Origin of the sequence: Aureibaculum marinum (assembly GCF_003813905.1) — a bacterium.
In the GTDB taxonomy this organism is placed as follows: domain Bacteria; phylum Bacteroidota; class Bacteroidia; order Flavobacteriales; family Flavobacteriaceae; genus Aureibaculum; species Aureibaculum marinum.
This window is the reverse complement of sequence record NZ_RPFJ01000074.1, coordinates 48,026-65,074: the sequence shown is the minus strand read 5'-3', so window position 1 is coordinate 65,074 and position 17,049 is coordinate 48,026. Positions and strand designations below refer to the sequence as shown.

Here is a 17,049-nt window from a genome sequence, read left to right as displayed (position 1 = left end):
TCTATGCCACTTGGTGCGGTGTATCCCAATGTAGTTTGGGCTTCTACATTATCTGGTATGCCATCGCCATCACTGTCTAAATCTAAATGATTGGGTATGCCATCGTTATCAGTATCTAAATTAGCACAAACAGAAAAACTATTTAAGGTACAAAAATCTCCATCTGCATAATTTGGCACACCATCACTATCATGATCACCATTAGGATTAATACCATTTGATTCTTCAACATCCAAAACACCATCATTATCACTATCAAGATCATCTTCATCTGATACCCCATCTCCATCCGTATCCTTCAAAACAAAAAACGATACAGACGGACTATCAGTTGTAGTATTACTATCAACTTGATCTTGACTATTTGTAGCTGTATTTGTTAATTCCACCCTCAATTCCGGAACAGAAAGAGGATTAGCCGTTGCAACTATAGTTATAGTTTCTTTTTGACCACTTGTTAAAGTCCCAACTGACCAACTTGATCCGGACCAAGTTCCTACACTTGTACTAGCACTAACAAAAGTTAATCCAGATGGAAGAACATCATCAATTACTAAACTAGTAACATCATTAACCCCTTTACTCTCTACAGTTATTTCAAAAGTAATAGTATTTCCAGCTACAACCTCAGCTTTATCTGCAGTTTTATTAACCACAATATCTGGATTACAATAAAAAGCCTCAATTGGCTGAGAATCATAAGTACAACCTCCCTTATTAACTCTAACAAAATAATCGGCAGAACGAGTTGGTGAGTATGTAGCATTTGTAGCTCCAGGTATCAAAACACCATCTTCAAACCATTGATATGTATCAAACGTTTCTCCAACCACCTCTACAATGGCTCCTGGCAAACACCCACCACCTGCAACTTGAAGATTCACTTCAGGCACTGTATCAAAACCTGAAAAATAACCAGCAATGCCTCGAGCCCCATTGAAACCTAAAAACCCAACAGCAATTGGACCAGTTGAAGTTACTGAAACATCACCTGTTAGACCTGATACATAAAAAGTTTTCCAATCTGCTGAACCAGCCAAAGACTTTTCTGCAGGTAATGTAACCACACCACTATCATCTGTTACCACAATATCTGAATTTGAGGTTGTAGTTGATGCAACAATAAACAAACCTCCTGATGCCGTAATCCCTGAAATATCTTCTATATCGTGAATAAAATCCATAGTATCTGGCATTAGGCAATTTACTGGTGCCACAAAATTCAAACTAACAGTATAGATATTTGTATCTCCAGAAATTACTTGATATGCATATACATCTTTTGTAGCAGTAACAAACATATTATCACCTACAGACGTCCCTGAATAAAAAGAAGAAGGAATTTCTACATAATCTCCTACTCCAATATTTGCATAAGGTGTAGCACTACCATTAACATAAACATTAGTATTGTCTTGAGTACCTATAATTACAACAAATTCGTTTGTTGCTCCACCATAACCACGCACAAAAACATATTCCTTTCCTAGTTTATCTTCTGGTACAGGTTGATCCGCTCCAGCATCTCTACTCGCACTACTAGAACTTACTCCAAAATTCAGCATTCCATTATTAATCGCAATATCTTTATCTGAAACTATTGAAGCTCCAATCCACCCATCAATATTAGCATTAGTAGCAGCTTTAGCAGCTTCAAGCACATAAGATTCACCTGCATCTAAATTAATAACAATTGAATTATCTGTAATACCACTAATATCAGCACCTAAACGAAATTCACAATTTGGATTATAACCACTTATCGTAATTTTTGTATCGTCTTCAGTAGCCATAATACCTAGCGTAGCACTCATTGAAGAATGATTGCCTTCTATGGGAGCACCTCCCCATTTAAAATTTTGCCCTAAAGCAGCTCTCCCTTTAGAAGTTACTGATGCTGCTTGCGACGAGGACCTACCTCTGTAATTAACATAAAACTTTTCTCCTCCTGGAGCCACAAATTTTAAACCTGCATCCGTTAAAACAACACCTGTACTATCAGCTTTCACTAATGTAATATTATTATCTCCATTAGCTAAACTAAAAATTTGTGGTGTGGATTTTGACAAAGAAAACGAGGCTATAGCTGTTGTATTAGAACCCTGATAAACATTTACTGTAAAACTAGTAACTTCAGGTGTTGATAAATAAACTGTTTGTTGTTGAATAGCAACGTTATTGCTTTCCTGTTTTAATGGTGGTAAATAATGTAAATCACTCAATTGTGCATACCCAACATTAACAAATAAAACAATATAAAACACACTAAGTAAAATTGAAACTTTACTAATCAATCTAACTTCATTCATAAAAAAATACAATTTTCTACGTATAAGTAACAACATTTAAATAATCCCTACACGCAACAAACATAACGCGTTTAGATTGTTAGTTACTTAAGAATTATTTAAATCTTTGTTTACAAATAGACTTTTTGACAATACTAAAAATACGTTAACTTACTACCTATCAATTATAATAAGCTAATCAGAAAACGACAATTTATGTTAACAACATTGCTAACAATTAATTTTAATGTTTACTAATTATTTTCCAACGCCAATTGCTAAACAATATTGTTCAAGAAATTCTATTTTAATATAAAATCACCTTCTGTTATTGAAATTATAAAAAGACAATTTCAATATCCATTTTAGGTATTGAATCTAAATCAGATTGTGAGCTATTTATGATTTATGCTTGGTTTACAAACCCTCGGAAGATATCCACGGTTACACTATATTCTAGGGCAGTACTGTTATTACTTCCGCCGACTGTTGTTAAGTTTCCTAAATCCCATTCTAATCTTCCTGTTGCAGAATCAAACGTTACCGTACCTTGACTGGATGTATAATTTGCAGCTATATGGCTATAACTAAAATCAGTGGAAATTATATCTAAAACTTCTATGTTATTTGCTTTTACTGAACCATCATCATCTGAATCATTTCTTGTTAGAGTTATATCAGTTTCTGCAGCGTCATTTACTCCTTCAGTATCAGAATCTAAATAATCTGGATAGTTTGTTCCATCGGTATTTACAGGTGTTAGTCGTTAATGTAACTTGTATATACTCCATTAGCACATACTGTTTCTCTTGAAATAGCATTTACTAGCGTTGCATCATTGGTTGATAAACTTCCTTAAAACAACAAAGAATGAGTTTATTTAATTACCATTTCCTGGTGTTGAATCTACATCTAACTGAGAACTATTGGTAATTTCAGCCCTATTTTTAAACTCTCCACACACATCTACAGTAACTGTATAAATTAAGGTCATAGAACTACCTGTAGTTAAAACGTAAGAACCCGCGTTCCATGTCATAGTTCGAGAGGAAGCGTCAAATGTAACCACACCTTCAGAAGCTGAATAATTGGCCGGAATATGGTTGTAAGTAAAATCAGACGGAAGTACATCCTGAACTTCAATTAACGATGCGTCTAAAGATCCATTATTTGTAATAATAATTCTGAAAGAAATAGCATCTCCTACATTTGGCGTACTGTTATTCACTGATTTTTTTAAACTTAAATCGGCTCCAGCACAATTATTTATATTATTCAAATTTGAATAATCAAGAGTTCCATTTATAACTTTAGACACAAAATATTGATTTTCCACTGAATTTACTTCACCTGGAGTTCTTCCTGTTTGATCTGTTCTAATAAAATTTGTTGAATCTTCCCAATCTCCACACTGAAAAGAAAACGTGCTACCAACCCCACCGCTTCCTAAATTAAATGACTGTCCGCCACAAGGAAAGTTTGGAAAAGGAGCACCAACATTTCCGGTAGAATACCCATGATAAAAAGTACCATCGGGTCTTCTTGTTTGAACAGCATCTCCTGAATTTCTAAATGCGATACGAGACCAAGATGCAGCAACAGGTGTACAAGGCAAATAACTAGAATTTGAAGTGGATGGACTATTACTACAACCACTTAAAGAAGCGTGATTTCCAGGTAAAATATAAACACCATCACCATCACTGTCTGTTGGATCGTCAGCTGGAATGGCAGCATCTTTATCTGATTGATTGTATATCACAATTATTGAGCCTGGAGTAACAGCATTAAAAGCTGAACCTAACACTAAAGAACCTTGTGCTACACCAGTAGATACCGCCCCTTCAAAATCTCCATTATTATCATCAATAAACCATCCTGTTAAATCTACTGGTGCTGTTGGGTCTGCCGCATCTCCTACCACTAAAAGTTCAACCCAATCTTGTGACCCTCCATTACCATTTGATTTTTCATTAATAATAATGCCAGCAGTAATTGTACAACTAGTATCATCATCTCTAAAATCAACGTCTCCACCAGTACTGGCGTCATTATCTAAATCGATTATAATCACAGGTCCAGACAGTGGATTATCAATAGTACCACCCGGATCAGAATAATCAGCAGTTGCATCAGTTGCATCATCTAAACCATCGGTATCTGCATCATTTCCACTTAGGGTGATTCTTGCCTCTTCAGTATCATTTGCTCCTTCATTATCTGAGTTTAAATCTAAATAATCAGGAATTGCATCTGGACTCGAAAGTAAAGCATCAGTATCAACTGGTGTTAAACCTTCACCAGAACCTGGAGTAGTTTCATAGGCATCATCTAACCCATTACCATCAATATCGTTGCCACTTGGCAGTGCATAACCTAATGTGGTTTGAGCCTCAACGTGATCAGGTATACCGTCTCCGTCTGAATCTAAATCTAAATTGTTTGAAAGTCCATCACCGTCAGCATCTGGACAACTAATAACAGGTGTAAATGCAAACCCCTCTCTATTGTAATTTGTACTTCCATTAATACTTGAGTCTGCATAGAACGAAACTGTAGTAGGAAAAGTACTAACACTAGACATATCGACTTCAACACTCCACTCAGTATCTTGCAAAGAATAACGAACTCCATTATTAATTTCAATTATGTCACCTGAATTTAAAACATCTCCAGTTACTCTACCTGTGACTTCATCTAAAGGGTCATTTAACACCGCTGAACCACCACCACTCCATGTGAGGGTAATTTCCTTATATGCGTTCTGAGTCCCTGCGGTTACACCTTCTGCTCCATTTCCTAATATCACCGATTTTAATGTTCCTGTAGAAGGAGTATCTAAAATAAGATCAACTGTTGTAATCGCATCCGTTGTTCCTTGATCCCAACGTATCTGCACACCTGAAGTTGATGAAAGTACCCCTGAAGCATACTCAGGGTTTATAGTAAAACCTAATACACTATTACCATTTGACGCATAAAAACCTGTAATGTTGGTTGTATTATTGCCTGAATCAACTGAGCCTGTGACGGGAGGGCATTCATCTGTATCTAATATACCATCATTATCATCATCTATATCAATGCCATCTGAAATGCCATCTCCATCCGTATCTGATCCATCATCATTTGCATCCCTATAATTTACATCTCCTCCACTAGCCACGTCTCCATCACTATCCCACATTATATAACTTCCTGATATTGGATTATCTATAATTCCTCCTGGATCTGAATAATCAGTAGTTTCATCCATTGAATCGTCTAGCCCGTCTCCATCACTATCGGAATTAGTCAAAACAATTCCTGACTCATCACTATCCAACAACAAATCATTGTCAGAATCTAGATCTATATAATCCGGACTATCTGCACTTTCTGCGTTTATAGGCGTCAATCCTTCTCCAGACCCTGAAATTACTTCATAAGCATCATCTAATCCATTTTTATCTATATCAAACCCACTTGGTTCAATGTACCCTAGTGTAGTTTGACTTTCAATATTATCAGGAATACCATCATTATCACTATCTAAATCAACTGAATCAGGCCTACCATCACCATCTGTATCTATAGGCGGACAGTATGTTATTGGTGAAATACCTAATACTTGTGACCCAAAGGGACTCTCATCATCCGAATAAATTATTTCAATTTTATCTACCAAAGTAGGAAAAGTAATACTAACATTACCATTGGAGTCTGTGTCCGCAATTCCTTCAAATTCATTTAACCCATTGTATTTAGTATAGGTTGCATTTAAAATAAAGTCTGAAGCAGTAAGTGTTACTAAACTTCCGTTTACATAGCCATTTACAATAACTTTATCAATCCAAGAACTAGCATCTGCATCAACATCAAGCAGAGTAAAAGATACCATAATGGGAATTGAGAATGATATAGTAGCCGTGGTTTTATCTATGGATGAATTATTTGTTTGATTAAAAATCCAATAGTTATTAAATCCTGAAAAAGGACTACTAGATTCGATATTTCCATCAAAAAGAGTAACTCCTGCAGTTGTTTTTCTATTAAAATTAAAGATAACGCCATTTTCACTACTTGATGCTAGTGTTGGATCTTCTCCATCTGTATAATGAGATGAATAGTTAAACGTTTGGGATAATGAGCTACAATTCGTGTTTTCCACAACATCTAAAATACCATCATTATCATCATCAATATCAATATTTTCAGCAATACCATCACCGTCTGTATCTGTAAATGTTTCAAATTGGACATTATCAATATACATACGATCAAATATACCCCATGCACCACTTCTGGAAATAAACCGAATTGCTGACTCATCTGATATTTGATTTTCATTGAGCAGATATGACATGGAACCAACTATATCTGTGTCAATTGTATAAACAACATCCCATAAGCCAGTTGTTTTATTCCACAATTCTACATCCATAGTTTCCCCTCCTCTACTAGTTGCATCATAATCTAATGTCAAAATTGCAACATCTACATCCTCTAAATTTAAACTACGTCTTATATTATTATCAAGTAAAATACCTGTAAATCGTAGTTGATTTGAAGCAATAAGAATGTTGCCGAGAATTGGCCCCAAGACTAGATCTCCAGTCTCCACCCAACTTGATGAAAAATTGCGAGTACCATTATTATTAGAATATGAAACAACATTGAAATTATCCAGATACGTTTCCTGAGCTGATACTATATACGAACAACATATAACGATAAAAGTAATTAGCGACAGACTTACTTTATTAATCAAGTTTAATTTATTTAAAAAGAATATTAGTACATATTTAAATGCTCTCCCTAAGTATTATCAGTAAGACGTAGTAAAAACATTCGACAATTCTAAAACGCTCCTAATCGCATAGAACCACATATTAAAATGAAGATAAAATATATATTAAAGCCCATAATTAAAGAAAATACGCTATAGTACGTTGTCTTAACAAACCATTCTTAAACTAAATAAACTAACTGAATTTCAACTTCTTAGCAAAGATACATAGTTACAACCCTGTTTCATATATTTATGTTAACAACTACAATTAATTGTTAATAATTAAATATATGTTTGATGTTTTTATGAAAAATATAAACAAGCGTTATTTTTTATAAAAATACAGCATTTTAGCAATTTTACTTCAATAATCTTTTAACTTTTTAATTTTATTCTTGTTGCTTTTTAAACTATATTTGCACTTATTTAGAACGAATCTATATTATTATGATACAGGTATCTGATATAGCCAAAAAGAAAGTCATTGAATTGATGCAAGAAGAAGGATTTGATACTGCTACTGATTATGTAAGAGTTGGTGTTAAAAGCGGTGGTTGTTCTGGTTTATCATATGAATTAAAATTTGACAAAGAACAAAGCGAAAATGACAAGGTTTTTGAAGCCAATTCTATCAAAATAATTGTAGATAAAAAAAGCTTCTTATATCTAGTTGGCACTACCCTAGATTATTCAGGAGGACTTAATGGTACAGGGTTTGTATTTAAAAACCCCAATGCAAATAGAACATGTGGATGTGGCGAAAGTTTTTCACTTTAAAAAATAATGATGAGTAAATACACAGAAGACGATTTAAAAAAAGAACTAGAAACCAAAGAATATGAATATGGATTTTATACGGATATTGAATCTGATAAATTCCCTATTGGATTAAATGAAGAAGTGGTTAGAGCTATTTCTAAAAAGAAAAACGAGCCTGAATGGATGACAGAATGGCGTTTAGAATCTTTTAGAATTTGGCAAAGTATGACAGAACCAGATTGGGCTAATGTTACTTATCAAAAACCAGATTTTCAAAATATTAGCTATTATGCAGCTCCTAAGAAAAAGCCAGAACTTGAAAGTTTAGATCAAGTTGACCCTGAATTATTAAAAACTTTTGACAAATTAGGAATATCTATTGACGAACAGAAAAGACTTTCTGGTGTTGCGGTTGATATAGTAATGGATTCTGTATCTGTAGCCACTACTTTCAAGAAAACTTTGGAAGAAAAAGGCATTATATTTTGCCCTATTTCTGAAGCAATTCAAAAACATCCTGAATTGGTAAAAAAATATATCGGTTCAGTTGTACCTCAAACGGATAATTTTTATGCAGCCTTAAATAGTGCTGTATTTAGTGATGGTTCTTTTTGCTACATTCCAAAAGGTGTTAAGTGCCCTATGGAGCTTTCTACTTATTTTAGAATAAACGAAGGTGGCACAGGTCAGTTTGAAAGAACATTAGTAATTGCAGACAAAGGAAGCTATGTTAGCTATTTAGAAGGTTGTACCGCACCTCAACGTGACGAAAACCAACTGCATGCAGCTGTAGTAGAATTAATAGCACTTGATGATGCTGAAATAAAATATTCAACAGTACAAAACTGGTTTCCTGGTGATAAAAATGGAAAAGGAGGTGTTTTTAACTTTGTTACCAAACGTGGGCTTTGTGAAACCAACGCAAAAATATCATGGACTCAGGTTGAAACAGGTTCGGCAATTACATGGAAATATCCGAGTTGTGTACTAAAAGGAGATAACTCTATTGGCGAGTTTTTCTCTGTTGCTGTAACCAACAATCATCAACAAGCTGATACAGGAACCAAAATGGTGCACTTAGGAAAAAATACGAAGAGCACCATAATTTCTAAAGGAATTTCTGCAGGAAAATCGCAAAACTCTTATCGAGGTTTAGTACAAATACATGCCCGTGCAGATAATGCCAGAAATTTCTCTCAATGTGACTCTTTATTAATGGGTAATGATTGTGGTGCTCATACGTTTCCATACATAGAAGCAAAAAACAAAACTGCCAAAATAGAACACGAAGCTACTACTTCAAAAATTGGAGAAGATCAGTTATTTTATTGTAACCAACGTGGCATTGACATGGATAAAGCAATTGCTTTAATAGTTAATGGATTTAGTAAAGAAGTTTTAAATAAATTGCCGATGGAATTTGCCGTTGAAGCACAAAAATTGTTAGAGATTAGTTTAGAAGGTTCTGTAGGATAAAAAACGGTAATAGAACAATAAATTACATTTAAAACAGTATACCAAACTAGTTTTTAACTAATTACAAAAAACATTAAACAATAGAAATACATATAATAAATAATAATGTTAAAAATAAAAAATTTACACGCCAATATAAATGATAAAGAAATTCTTAAAGGAATTGATTTAGACATAAAAGCAGGAGAAGTACATGCTATAATGGGACCAAATGGATCTGGTAAAAGTACATTAGCTTCTGTGATTGCTGGTAAAGAAGAATATGAAGTTACTAAAGGCAATGTTATTTTAAACGGAGAAGATTTAGATGATATGGCCCCAGATGAAAGAGCTCATAAAGGTATTTTCTTATCTTTTCAATATCCAGTAGAAATTCCTGGTGTTTCGGTTACAAATTTTATTAAAACAGCCATTAATGAAACACGTAAAGCCAATAAACAAGAAGAAATATCTGCTAAAGATTTATTGAAAAAAATTCGTGAAAAAGCAGAGTTATTAGAAATTGATAGAAAATTTTTATCTCGTTCATTAAATGAAGGGTTTTCAGGTGGTGAAAAAAAGAGAAACGAAATTTTTCAAATGGCTATGTTAGAACCCAAATTGGCTATCTTAGACGAAACCGATTCTGGTTTAGATATAGATGCTTTAAAAATTGTTGCTAACGGAGTTAATAAATTAAAAAACAAGGATAATGCCATTATTGTAATTACGCATTATCAACGTCTATTAGACTATATCATTCCTGATTATGTACACGTTTTACATCAAGGAAAAATTGTAAAATCTGGAGGAAAAGAACTTGCCTTAGAGTTAGAAGAAAAAGGGTACGATTGGTTAAAATAAAATTATAAACTCTTTAAAAACAACACTAAAGGCCATTATTAATGGCTTTTAAGAATAGTGAAATAAAGATAATTTATAAAATTTCTTGTAACAAACCAATCTCAAAATTATACCGATCTTTTGATACAGAAAGCGACTTAACTCTCTCACAAAAGGTAACCGTATAAAATAAAAAAATCCTAATTAGGATTTATTAAAATAAAAAATCTAAATATACAAGGAGATAAGTTTTGAGAAAACTCTTAAAATTTTAAATCCTAAATTTAAATCTTAAATTTTCATGAGTTTAACCGAACATTTAACAGCTGCTTTTCTCGCTTTTGAGAATAAATTTAGTGCAGAGCATAACGAAAAGGTAAACGAAATTAGATCAAACGCTTTTACCCATTTTGAAAAGATGGGTTTTCCCTCAAAAAAAGATGAAGAATGGAAATACACCTCTTTAAAATCTCTATTAAAACATGATTTTAAAGTTTTTCCAAAAGTTCAAAACACCACCGAATTTAAAGAAGTAAAAAAGTATTTTTTACATGAAATAGATACATACAAAATAGTATTTATTGATGGTGTTTACAGCTCATTTTTATCTGAAACAACTCATGACGGATTTGATATTTGCTTACTTTCAGCAGCACTTGCAAAACCAAAATATAAAATGGTTATCGACCATTATTTTAATAAAATTGCTAAAAAAGAAGACAGTATTACTTCTTTAAATACGGCTTTTTCTAAAGAAGGTGCTTACATTAACATTCCAAAAAACACTGTTGTTCCAAAGCCTGTTCAAATTTTACATTTTACAACAGGAACAGTATCTGAAGTATTAACACAGCCACGTAATTTAATAGTTGTAGGAGAAAATGCTCATGTACAAATTGTTGAACGTCACCAAAGTTTGACCGACAATGTGGTTTTGACGAATTCTGTTACCGAAATTTTTGCCAATAAACGTTCTATTATTGATTATTATAAGATTCAAAATGATCTAAAATCAGCATCTATAATTGATAATACTTACATTAAACAAGCTCAACAAAGTGTTGCTTCTGTTAATACATTCTCTTTCGGCGGTAATTTAACACGTAACAATTTAGAATTTTATCATGAGGGAGAATACATAACCTCAAACCTTAATGGAATTACCATAATTAAAGACAAACAATTAGTTGATAATCACACCCTTGTAAATCATAAGTTTCCAAATTGTGAAAGTCACGAGTTATATAAAGGAATTTATTTTGATGCATCAACAGGTGTATTTAATGGAAAAGTAATTGTAGAAAAAGAAGCTCAAAAAACCAATGCTTTTCAACAAAATGACAGTATTTTAATTGACGATAAAGCTTCGGTAAATTCTAAACCTCAATTGGAAATTTTTGCTGATGATGTAAAGTGTTCTCATGGATGTACGATTGGCCAACTTGATGAAGATGCCTTATTTTATATGCGTTCTCGTGGTATTCCTAAAAAAGAAGCAAAGGCTTTATTATTATATGCTTTCGCTAATGATGCTTTGGAAAAAATTAAAATTCCAGAGTTAAAAACAAGAATTACAAAAATTATCTCAAACAAACTGGACGTTAATTTAGGGTTTGACATATAACAAAAATTTGAATTAAATAAACAAGATTTTAATATCAAAATGTCTTTTATTTATGTTTCTTCTCTAGAGAAGAAACATAAATTTTACTAACCTACATTGAAGTGACTTGGTTTAATTTATAGCTACCAACACTTCTTTTAAAAACGTGTTAAAATCAAACGCATTATCATTATTAGTCAACCCCATTCTTACAATAACCAAATCTTTTGAAGGCACAATAAAAACTCGCTGCCCTTGATAACCATTAGCTGAATAAATATCTTTTGGTACGTCAGGATATTTACCCCCAGCATTTAACCAAAAATGTCCTCCATATTCCCCATTTGATCCATTTGTAGGTGTTTTAACATAATCAACCCATGTGGTATCAAAAATTTGTTCTCCATTCCAATTGCCTTTGTGCAAATAAAGCAATCCAAATTTAGCCCAATCGCGTGTGGTTGCCCAACCATAAGACGAACCTACATAGTTACCAGACATATCAGTTTCTATAAGCATAGAATGCATGCCTATTTTGTCAATTAGGGCTGCATACCAAAAATCTAAATATTCTTGATGTGTATCAAATTGCTTTCTTAAAATTCCAGATAATAAATTAGTTGTTCCTGAAGAATAATTCCAACTTTCATTGGGTTTCCCCACCAACGGTTTTTCTTCTTGAATTTTAGTCATATCATCTGTTAAAAACAACATCCTTGTAACATCAGATATGTTTTTATAATCCTCTTCCCACGCCAACCCACTATTCATGTGTAATAGATCATTGATTGTTATAGCAGCTCTATCATCATTTTTCCAACTCTCTATTGGAGCTTTATCATTGATATTTATTTTTCCTTGTTTTTGTAAAATGCCAAATAACGTTGCGGTAATACTTTTAGTCATTGACCACCCTAAAAGTTTAGAATCTTTATCAAATCCATTGGCATATTTTTCTGCAATTATTTGATCTTTATAAATTACAAGAACTGACCTAGTTTGTTTTATCTTGTTATTATTAAACATACTGTCCACAGCAGTTTCTAATAGGTTATAATTTACATTTTCAAAAACAGTATCCTTTTGAGGTAAATTTCCATAAGGAAAAGGTAGTTTATTTTCAGTAATATTACGTTTTGGAACTAAAAATTCTGAATTCTCATCTGCATTTTTTGGAACCAAAACAGCCCCTAATCCTTCTCTATAAATAGCCTTTCTAGTTAACAACCCAAATACAGAAGCTGTAGAAAATTTCTCTTCTTTATTTACCTTATCAGTTGCCAAATTAATCGGTGTAAACGAATTATCTACTTCATCTGTATATTGAATATCTCTATTTGCTAAAAAAACAGATGATGCCATATTTTTAGAAGAATATCCCGCAATAATATTTAATTTAGGGTAATTGGTATAAACAGCGTAAATGGCCACCAACAACGCAACTAAAAAGAGGTATTTAAGAACTTTTTTCATTTATAATTTTTTATTTCGCCTTAAAAATAGCACTTATTTTGTTGGTTAAAAAAATAAATTATACTTTTGTTAACCATTTAGTTAAATCGTTTGGTTAATTATGACTATAAAAACAAAAAACACGAATACTGAAACAGACATATTAAATGCAGCTAAAAACGTTTTTCAACGAAAAGGAATGGATGGAGCAAGAATGCAAGAAATTGCAGATGAAGCAGGTATAAACAAAGCTCTGTTACATTACTATTATAGAAGCAAAAAATTACTCTTCGAAGCTGTTTTTAAAAATGCTTTTAAACTTCTTGCTCCACAATTAAACAATGTACTAAATGACGACTCCGATATTTTTGAAAAAATAAAAAACTTTACAGATAGCTACATTTCATTTGTATTAAAACATCCCTATTTGCCTAATTTTATTATTAATGAGCTAAATAGAAATCCTGAATTTGCACAAAAACTAACCGAAGACAAACACTTTCCAAGCTTTGAAAAATTTAAAAAACAAATAAACGACTGTATTACTGCCAAAATAATTAGACCTCTCACTCCTGAGCAATTATTTATAAATATAATTTCTTTAAATGCCTTCCCTTTTATTGCTGCTCCACTACTTAAAGGTTTAGCAGACATAAGTGATAAGGAATACAACGTATTAATTGAGAAACGAAAAAATGAAGTGGCTGAGTTTATTATCAATGCTATAAAACTATAATTATGAAAAAAATAAACCTAATTATTATTTTACTAGTACATGTAAACATAACGGCTCAAGACCTATTACTGGAAGACTGTTACAAATCGGCAAACATAAACTATCCCTTGGCAAAACAACATGATTTATTAGCTAAACAAAGTGCATTAGCTATTGAAGCAATAAAAACTGAAAAATTACCAAGTATTGATTTTGCAGGACAGGCTACATATCAATCAGACGTTATTGAATTCCCTTTTAGCCTTCCTAATACTAATGTTGACCCTCTTAATAAAGATCAATATAAGGCTACCATTACAATGAATCAACTTATTTATGCTGGTGGATTAATAGATACAAATACGGAGCTTAAATCTATTAATTTAAAAACCAAACAGAAACAAATTGATGTCAATTTATACCAATTGAAACAACAAATAAATCAACTCTATTTTTCAATTTTATTATTACAAGCAAAAGAAACCTTATTAATTGCTAAGCTTAATCAATTAGAAATAAAAATAAAGGAGGTAAAAGCAGGAATTAAATATGGAACTTTATTGCCAGCATCTGATCAAATATTAGAAGCAGAAATTTTAAAAATAAAACAATTAATAACAGAAAATAGTCTTAACAGAGCTTCATTAACATCAACTCTTTCCTCTTTAATTGGAACAGAAATTGCCAATTCAGTTAATTTTAAAAATCCAGAAATTGAAATAGATCTTACATCAGAAATAACGAGACCGGAATTAGAGGTATTTGAACTTCAAAAAGAACAAATAACTAAAACGGAACAACTTACTAAAAGACAAAAGTCACCGAAAATAATAGGGTTTGCACAAGGCGGTTATGGCAACCCCGGATTAAATATGTTAGACAACTCTTTTCAACCGTATTATATTATTGGCTTAAAATTAAATTGGAATGTATTTGATTGGAATGCCAATAAAAAACAACGACAATCTTTAAAAATTAATAAAGATATAATAGACACCGAAGCCGAAGTTTTTACTTTAAACACAACTATTGAATTAAATAAACAACTTTCAGAAATTAAAAAAATTACACAATTTATTGATGATGATAAAACAATAATCAAATTGAGAAAAAAAGTATTAAAAGCCGCAGATTCTCAATTAAAAAATGGTGTAATAACCTCATCAACTTACATCACTGAATTAACAAATTTATACGAAGCTGAAAATAATTTAAGTACACATCAAATTCAATTACTACTAGCAAAAGCCAATTACTTAGTCATTAAGGGTAAATGACACTATTATGATTAAAAAAACATTTAGCAAAATAAAGAGTATAGCTCAAAATAACGAGCCATAACTATTAAACAAAAATAACATGAAATTTATAAAATTAATAACCGCCTTCTTCTTAATTTCAACACTGTTAACCTCTTGTAATGGTGAGGATAACGCCGATGGTTATGGCAATTTTGAAGCAACAGAAATCACAATCTCAGCTGAAAACAATGGTAAGCTAATGCAGTTTGATATTAATGAAGGTGAATTGCTTCAAAAAGATGAATTTATAGGTTACATAGATACCATACCATTACATTTAAAACGAGAACAATTGCTAGTTTCAAAATCAGTTATAGCCTCAAAATCTAAAGGTGTTTTGTCGCAAATTAATGTATTAAAAGCCCAACTAAATACCGCAAATACTAATAAAAAAAGAATTGAAAACTTAATTAAAGACAATGCTGGCACTCAAAAACAACTGGATGATGTATTAGGACAAATAGACGTTATTAAAAATCAAATTAGAAGCGTAGAAATTCAAAATGCACCTGTTGTAAATGAAATTAAAAGTGTTGATACTCAAATACAACAAATTGAAGATCAAATTTCTAAATGTAAAATTATTAACCCAATAACAGGAACAGTTTTAACCAAATATGCCGAACCCAATGAAATAACAACTTTTGGAAAACCTTTATACAAAATTGCAGATTTAAAAACTATGCAGTTGCGTGTTTACATTAGTGAAACACAACTATCCAACCTTAAAATAGGTCAAAAAGTTACGGTAAAAATTGATAGTGACAATACAATGAAATCATACGAAGGCACTATTAGTTGGGTTTCCTCTGAAGCAGAATTCACACCAAAAATAATTCAGACTAAAGAAGAGCGTGTTGCTTTAGTATACGCTATAAAAGTAGATGTAGCAAATGATGGAAATTTAAAAATTGGTATGCCTGCAGAAATGTGGTTAACAAACAACTAATGGGTTTAAAAGTAAATAACATATCAAAATCTTTTAAAAAAGTAAACGCATTAGAGCAGGTAACTTTTCATATAAAACCAGGGGAATTATTTGGTCTTATTGGTCCAGACGGAGCTGGCAAAACAACTTTATTTAGAATTTTAACTACTCTTTTAATTGCAGATAAAGGTAGTGCAACAGTTGCAGGATACGATGTGTTAAAGGATTATAAAAGCATTAGAAATAATGTGGGATATATGCCTGGAAAATTCTCTTTATATCAAGATTTAACCATTGAAGAAAATCTAACATTTTTCGCGACAATATTTGGTACCACTATTGAAGAAAATTACAATTTAATCGAAGATATATATGTTCAAATTGAACCTTTTAAAAACCGTAGAGCTGGAAAACTTTCAGGAGGAATGAAACAAAAATTAGCTCTATGCTGTGCTTTAATTCACAAACCAAAAGTATTATTTTTAGATGAACCCACCACAGGCGTAGACCCAGTTTCTCGTAAAGAATTTTGGGACATGCTAAAACGACTTCAAACAAAAGGAATTACCATGCTTGTTTCTACACCTTATATGGATGAAGCCGCTTTGTGTGATAGAATAGCTTTAATTCAAGAAGGAAAAATATTAGAAATTGACACTCCAAAATCCATTGTAAAACATTATCCAAAACCTATTTACAATGTTACCGCTAACAACACGTATAAAGTGATTACTAGTTTAAATATGTACCCATTTAATCATAGTGTGTATCCTTTTGGAGAACATGTTCATTACACTGATAAAAGAGACTCTTTTAATATAAAAGAACTACATAATTATCTTGAGCAAAACGGATTAAAAAACATAACCATACAAAAAACTAAAGCTACCATAGAAGATACTTTTATGGAATTAGCCAGATAAATTAGCCTTAA

General features: G+C 32.0%; 11 protein-coding genes and 1 pseudogene. 9 read left to right on the top strand and 3 right to left on the bottom strand.

Going from position 1 to position 17,049, the window contains the following annotated elements:
* Window positions 1–2,309 (bottom strand): annotated as a pseudogene (locus tag EGM88_RS14960) (T9SS type B sorting domain-containing protein); the annotation flags it as partial.
* A gap of 575 nt (window positions 2,310–2,884) precedes the next feature.
* Here EGM88_RS14960 and EGM88_RS16115 point away from each other — a divergent pair.
* Entirely contained in the window at window positions 2,885–3,013 is a 129-nt protein-coding gene (locus EGM88_RS16115) for a hypothetical protein (RefSeq protein ID WP_262696500.1), read from the top strand.
* A gap of 155 nt (window positions 3,014–3,168) precedes the next feature.
* On the opposite strand, the gene EGM88_RS14955 is transcribed toward EGM88_RS16115, so the two are convergent.
* Window positions 3,169–7,038: a DUF11 domain-containing protein gene (locus EGM88_RS14955; protein WP_123899226.1), complete on the bottom strand. Its 3,870-nt coding sequence runs from the start codon at window positions 7,036–7,038 to the stop codon at window positions 3,169–3,171.
* Window positions 7,039–7,506: 468 nt separating this feature from the next.
* Here EGM88_RS14955 and EGM88_RS14950 point away from each other — a divergent pair, with 468 nt between their 5' ends.
* The 4 genes from EGM88_RS14950 to sufD all read left to right on the top strand — a co-directional run bounded on the left by EGM88_RS14950 (window position 7,507) and on the right by sufD (window position 11,740).
* Window positions 7,507–7,836: a HesB/IscA family protein gene (locus tag EGM88_RS14950; RefSeq protein ID WP_123899225.1), complete on the top strand. Its 330-nt coding sequence runs from the start codon at window positions 7,507–7,509 to the stop codon at window positions 7,834–7,836.
* A gap of 9 nt (window positions 7,837–7,845) precedes the next feature.
* Window positions 7,846–9,294: a Fe-S cluster assembly protein SufB gene (gene sufB / locus EGM88_RS14945; protein WP_123899224.1), complete on the top strand. Its 1,449-nt coding sequence runs from the start codon at window positions 7,846–7,848 to the stop codon at window positions 9,292–9,294.
* A 105-nt stretch (window positions 9,295–9,399) separates the two neighbouring features.
* The gene (sufC, locus tag EGM88_RS14940) at window positions 9,400–10,137 is read left to right on the top strand and encodes a Fe-S cluster assembly ATPase SufC (RefSeq protein WP_123899223.1); all 738 of its coding nucleotides are present in this window, start codon (window positions 9,400–9,402) and stop codon (window positions 10,135–10,137) included.
* Between the two features lie 280 nt (window positions 10,138–10,417).
* Window positions 10,418–11,740, top strand: a complete 1,323-nt coding sequence (sufD, locus tag EGM88_RS14935) for a Fe-S cluster assembly protein SufD (protein ID WP_123899222.1) — start codon at window positions 10,418–10,420, stop codon at window positions 11,738–11,740.
* A 111-nt stretch (window positions 11,741–11,851) separates the two neighbouring features.
* Here sufD and EGM88_RS14930 read toward each other — a convergent pair whose 3' ends face one another.
* Complete coding sequence (locus EGM88_RS14930) at window positions 11,852–13,192, bottom strand: serine hydrolase domain-containing protein (protein WP_123899221.1); 1,341 nt, start codon at window positions 13,190–13,192, stop codon at window positions 11,852–11,854.
* Window positions 13,193–13,292: 100 nt separating this feature from the next.
* On the opposite strand from EGM88_RS14930, the gene EGM88_RS14925 reads away from it, so the two are divergent.
* From EGM88_RS14925 to EGM88_RS14910, 4 genes are all read left to right on the top strand, one after another.
* Window positions 13,293–13,907, top strand: a complete 615-nt coding sequence (locus EGM88_RS14925; RefSeq protein ID WP_123899220.1) for a TetR/AcrR family transcriptional regulator — start codon at window positions 13,293–13,295, stop codon at window positions 13,905–13,907.
* A gap of 2 nt (window positions 13,908–13,909) precedes the next feature.
* On the top strand, window positions 13,910–15,163 hold the full coding sequence (locus EGM88_RS14920; RefSeq protein WP_123899219.1) for a TolC family protein: 1,254 nt from the start codon (window positions 13,910–13,912) through the stop codon (window positions 15,161–15,163).
* A gap of 82 nt (window positions 15,164–15,245) precedes the next feature.
* Window positions 15,246–16,136: an HlyD family secretion protein gene (locus tag EGM88_RS14915; RefSeq protein WP_123899218.1), complete on the top strand. Its 891-nt coding sequence runs from the start codon at window positions 15,246–15,248 to the stop codon at window positions 16,134–16,136.
* Window positions 16,136–17,038 carry an ABC transporter ATP-binding protein gene (locus tag EGM88_RS14910; RefSeq protein ID WP_123899217.1) on the top strand — a complete coding sequence of 301 codons (903 nt, stop codon included), beginning with the start codon at window positions 16,136–16,138 and terminating at the stop codon, window positions 17,036–17,038. Before EGM88_RS14915 ends, EGM88_RS14910 begins: the two co-directional genes overlap by 1 nt.
* Window positions 17,039–17,049: the final 11 nt, after the last annotated feature.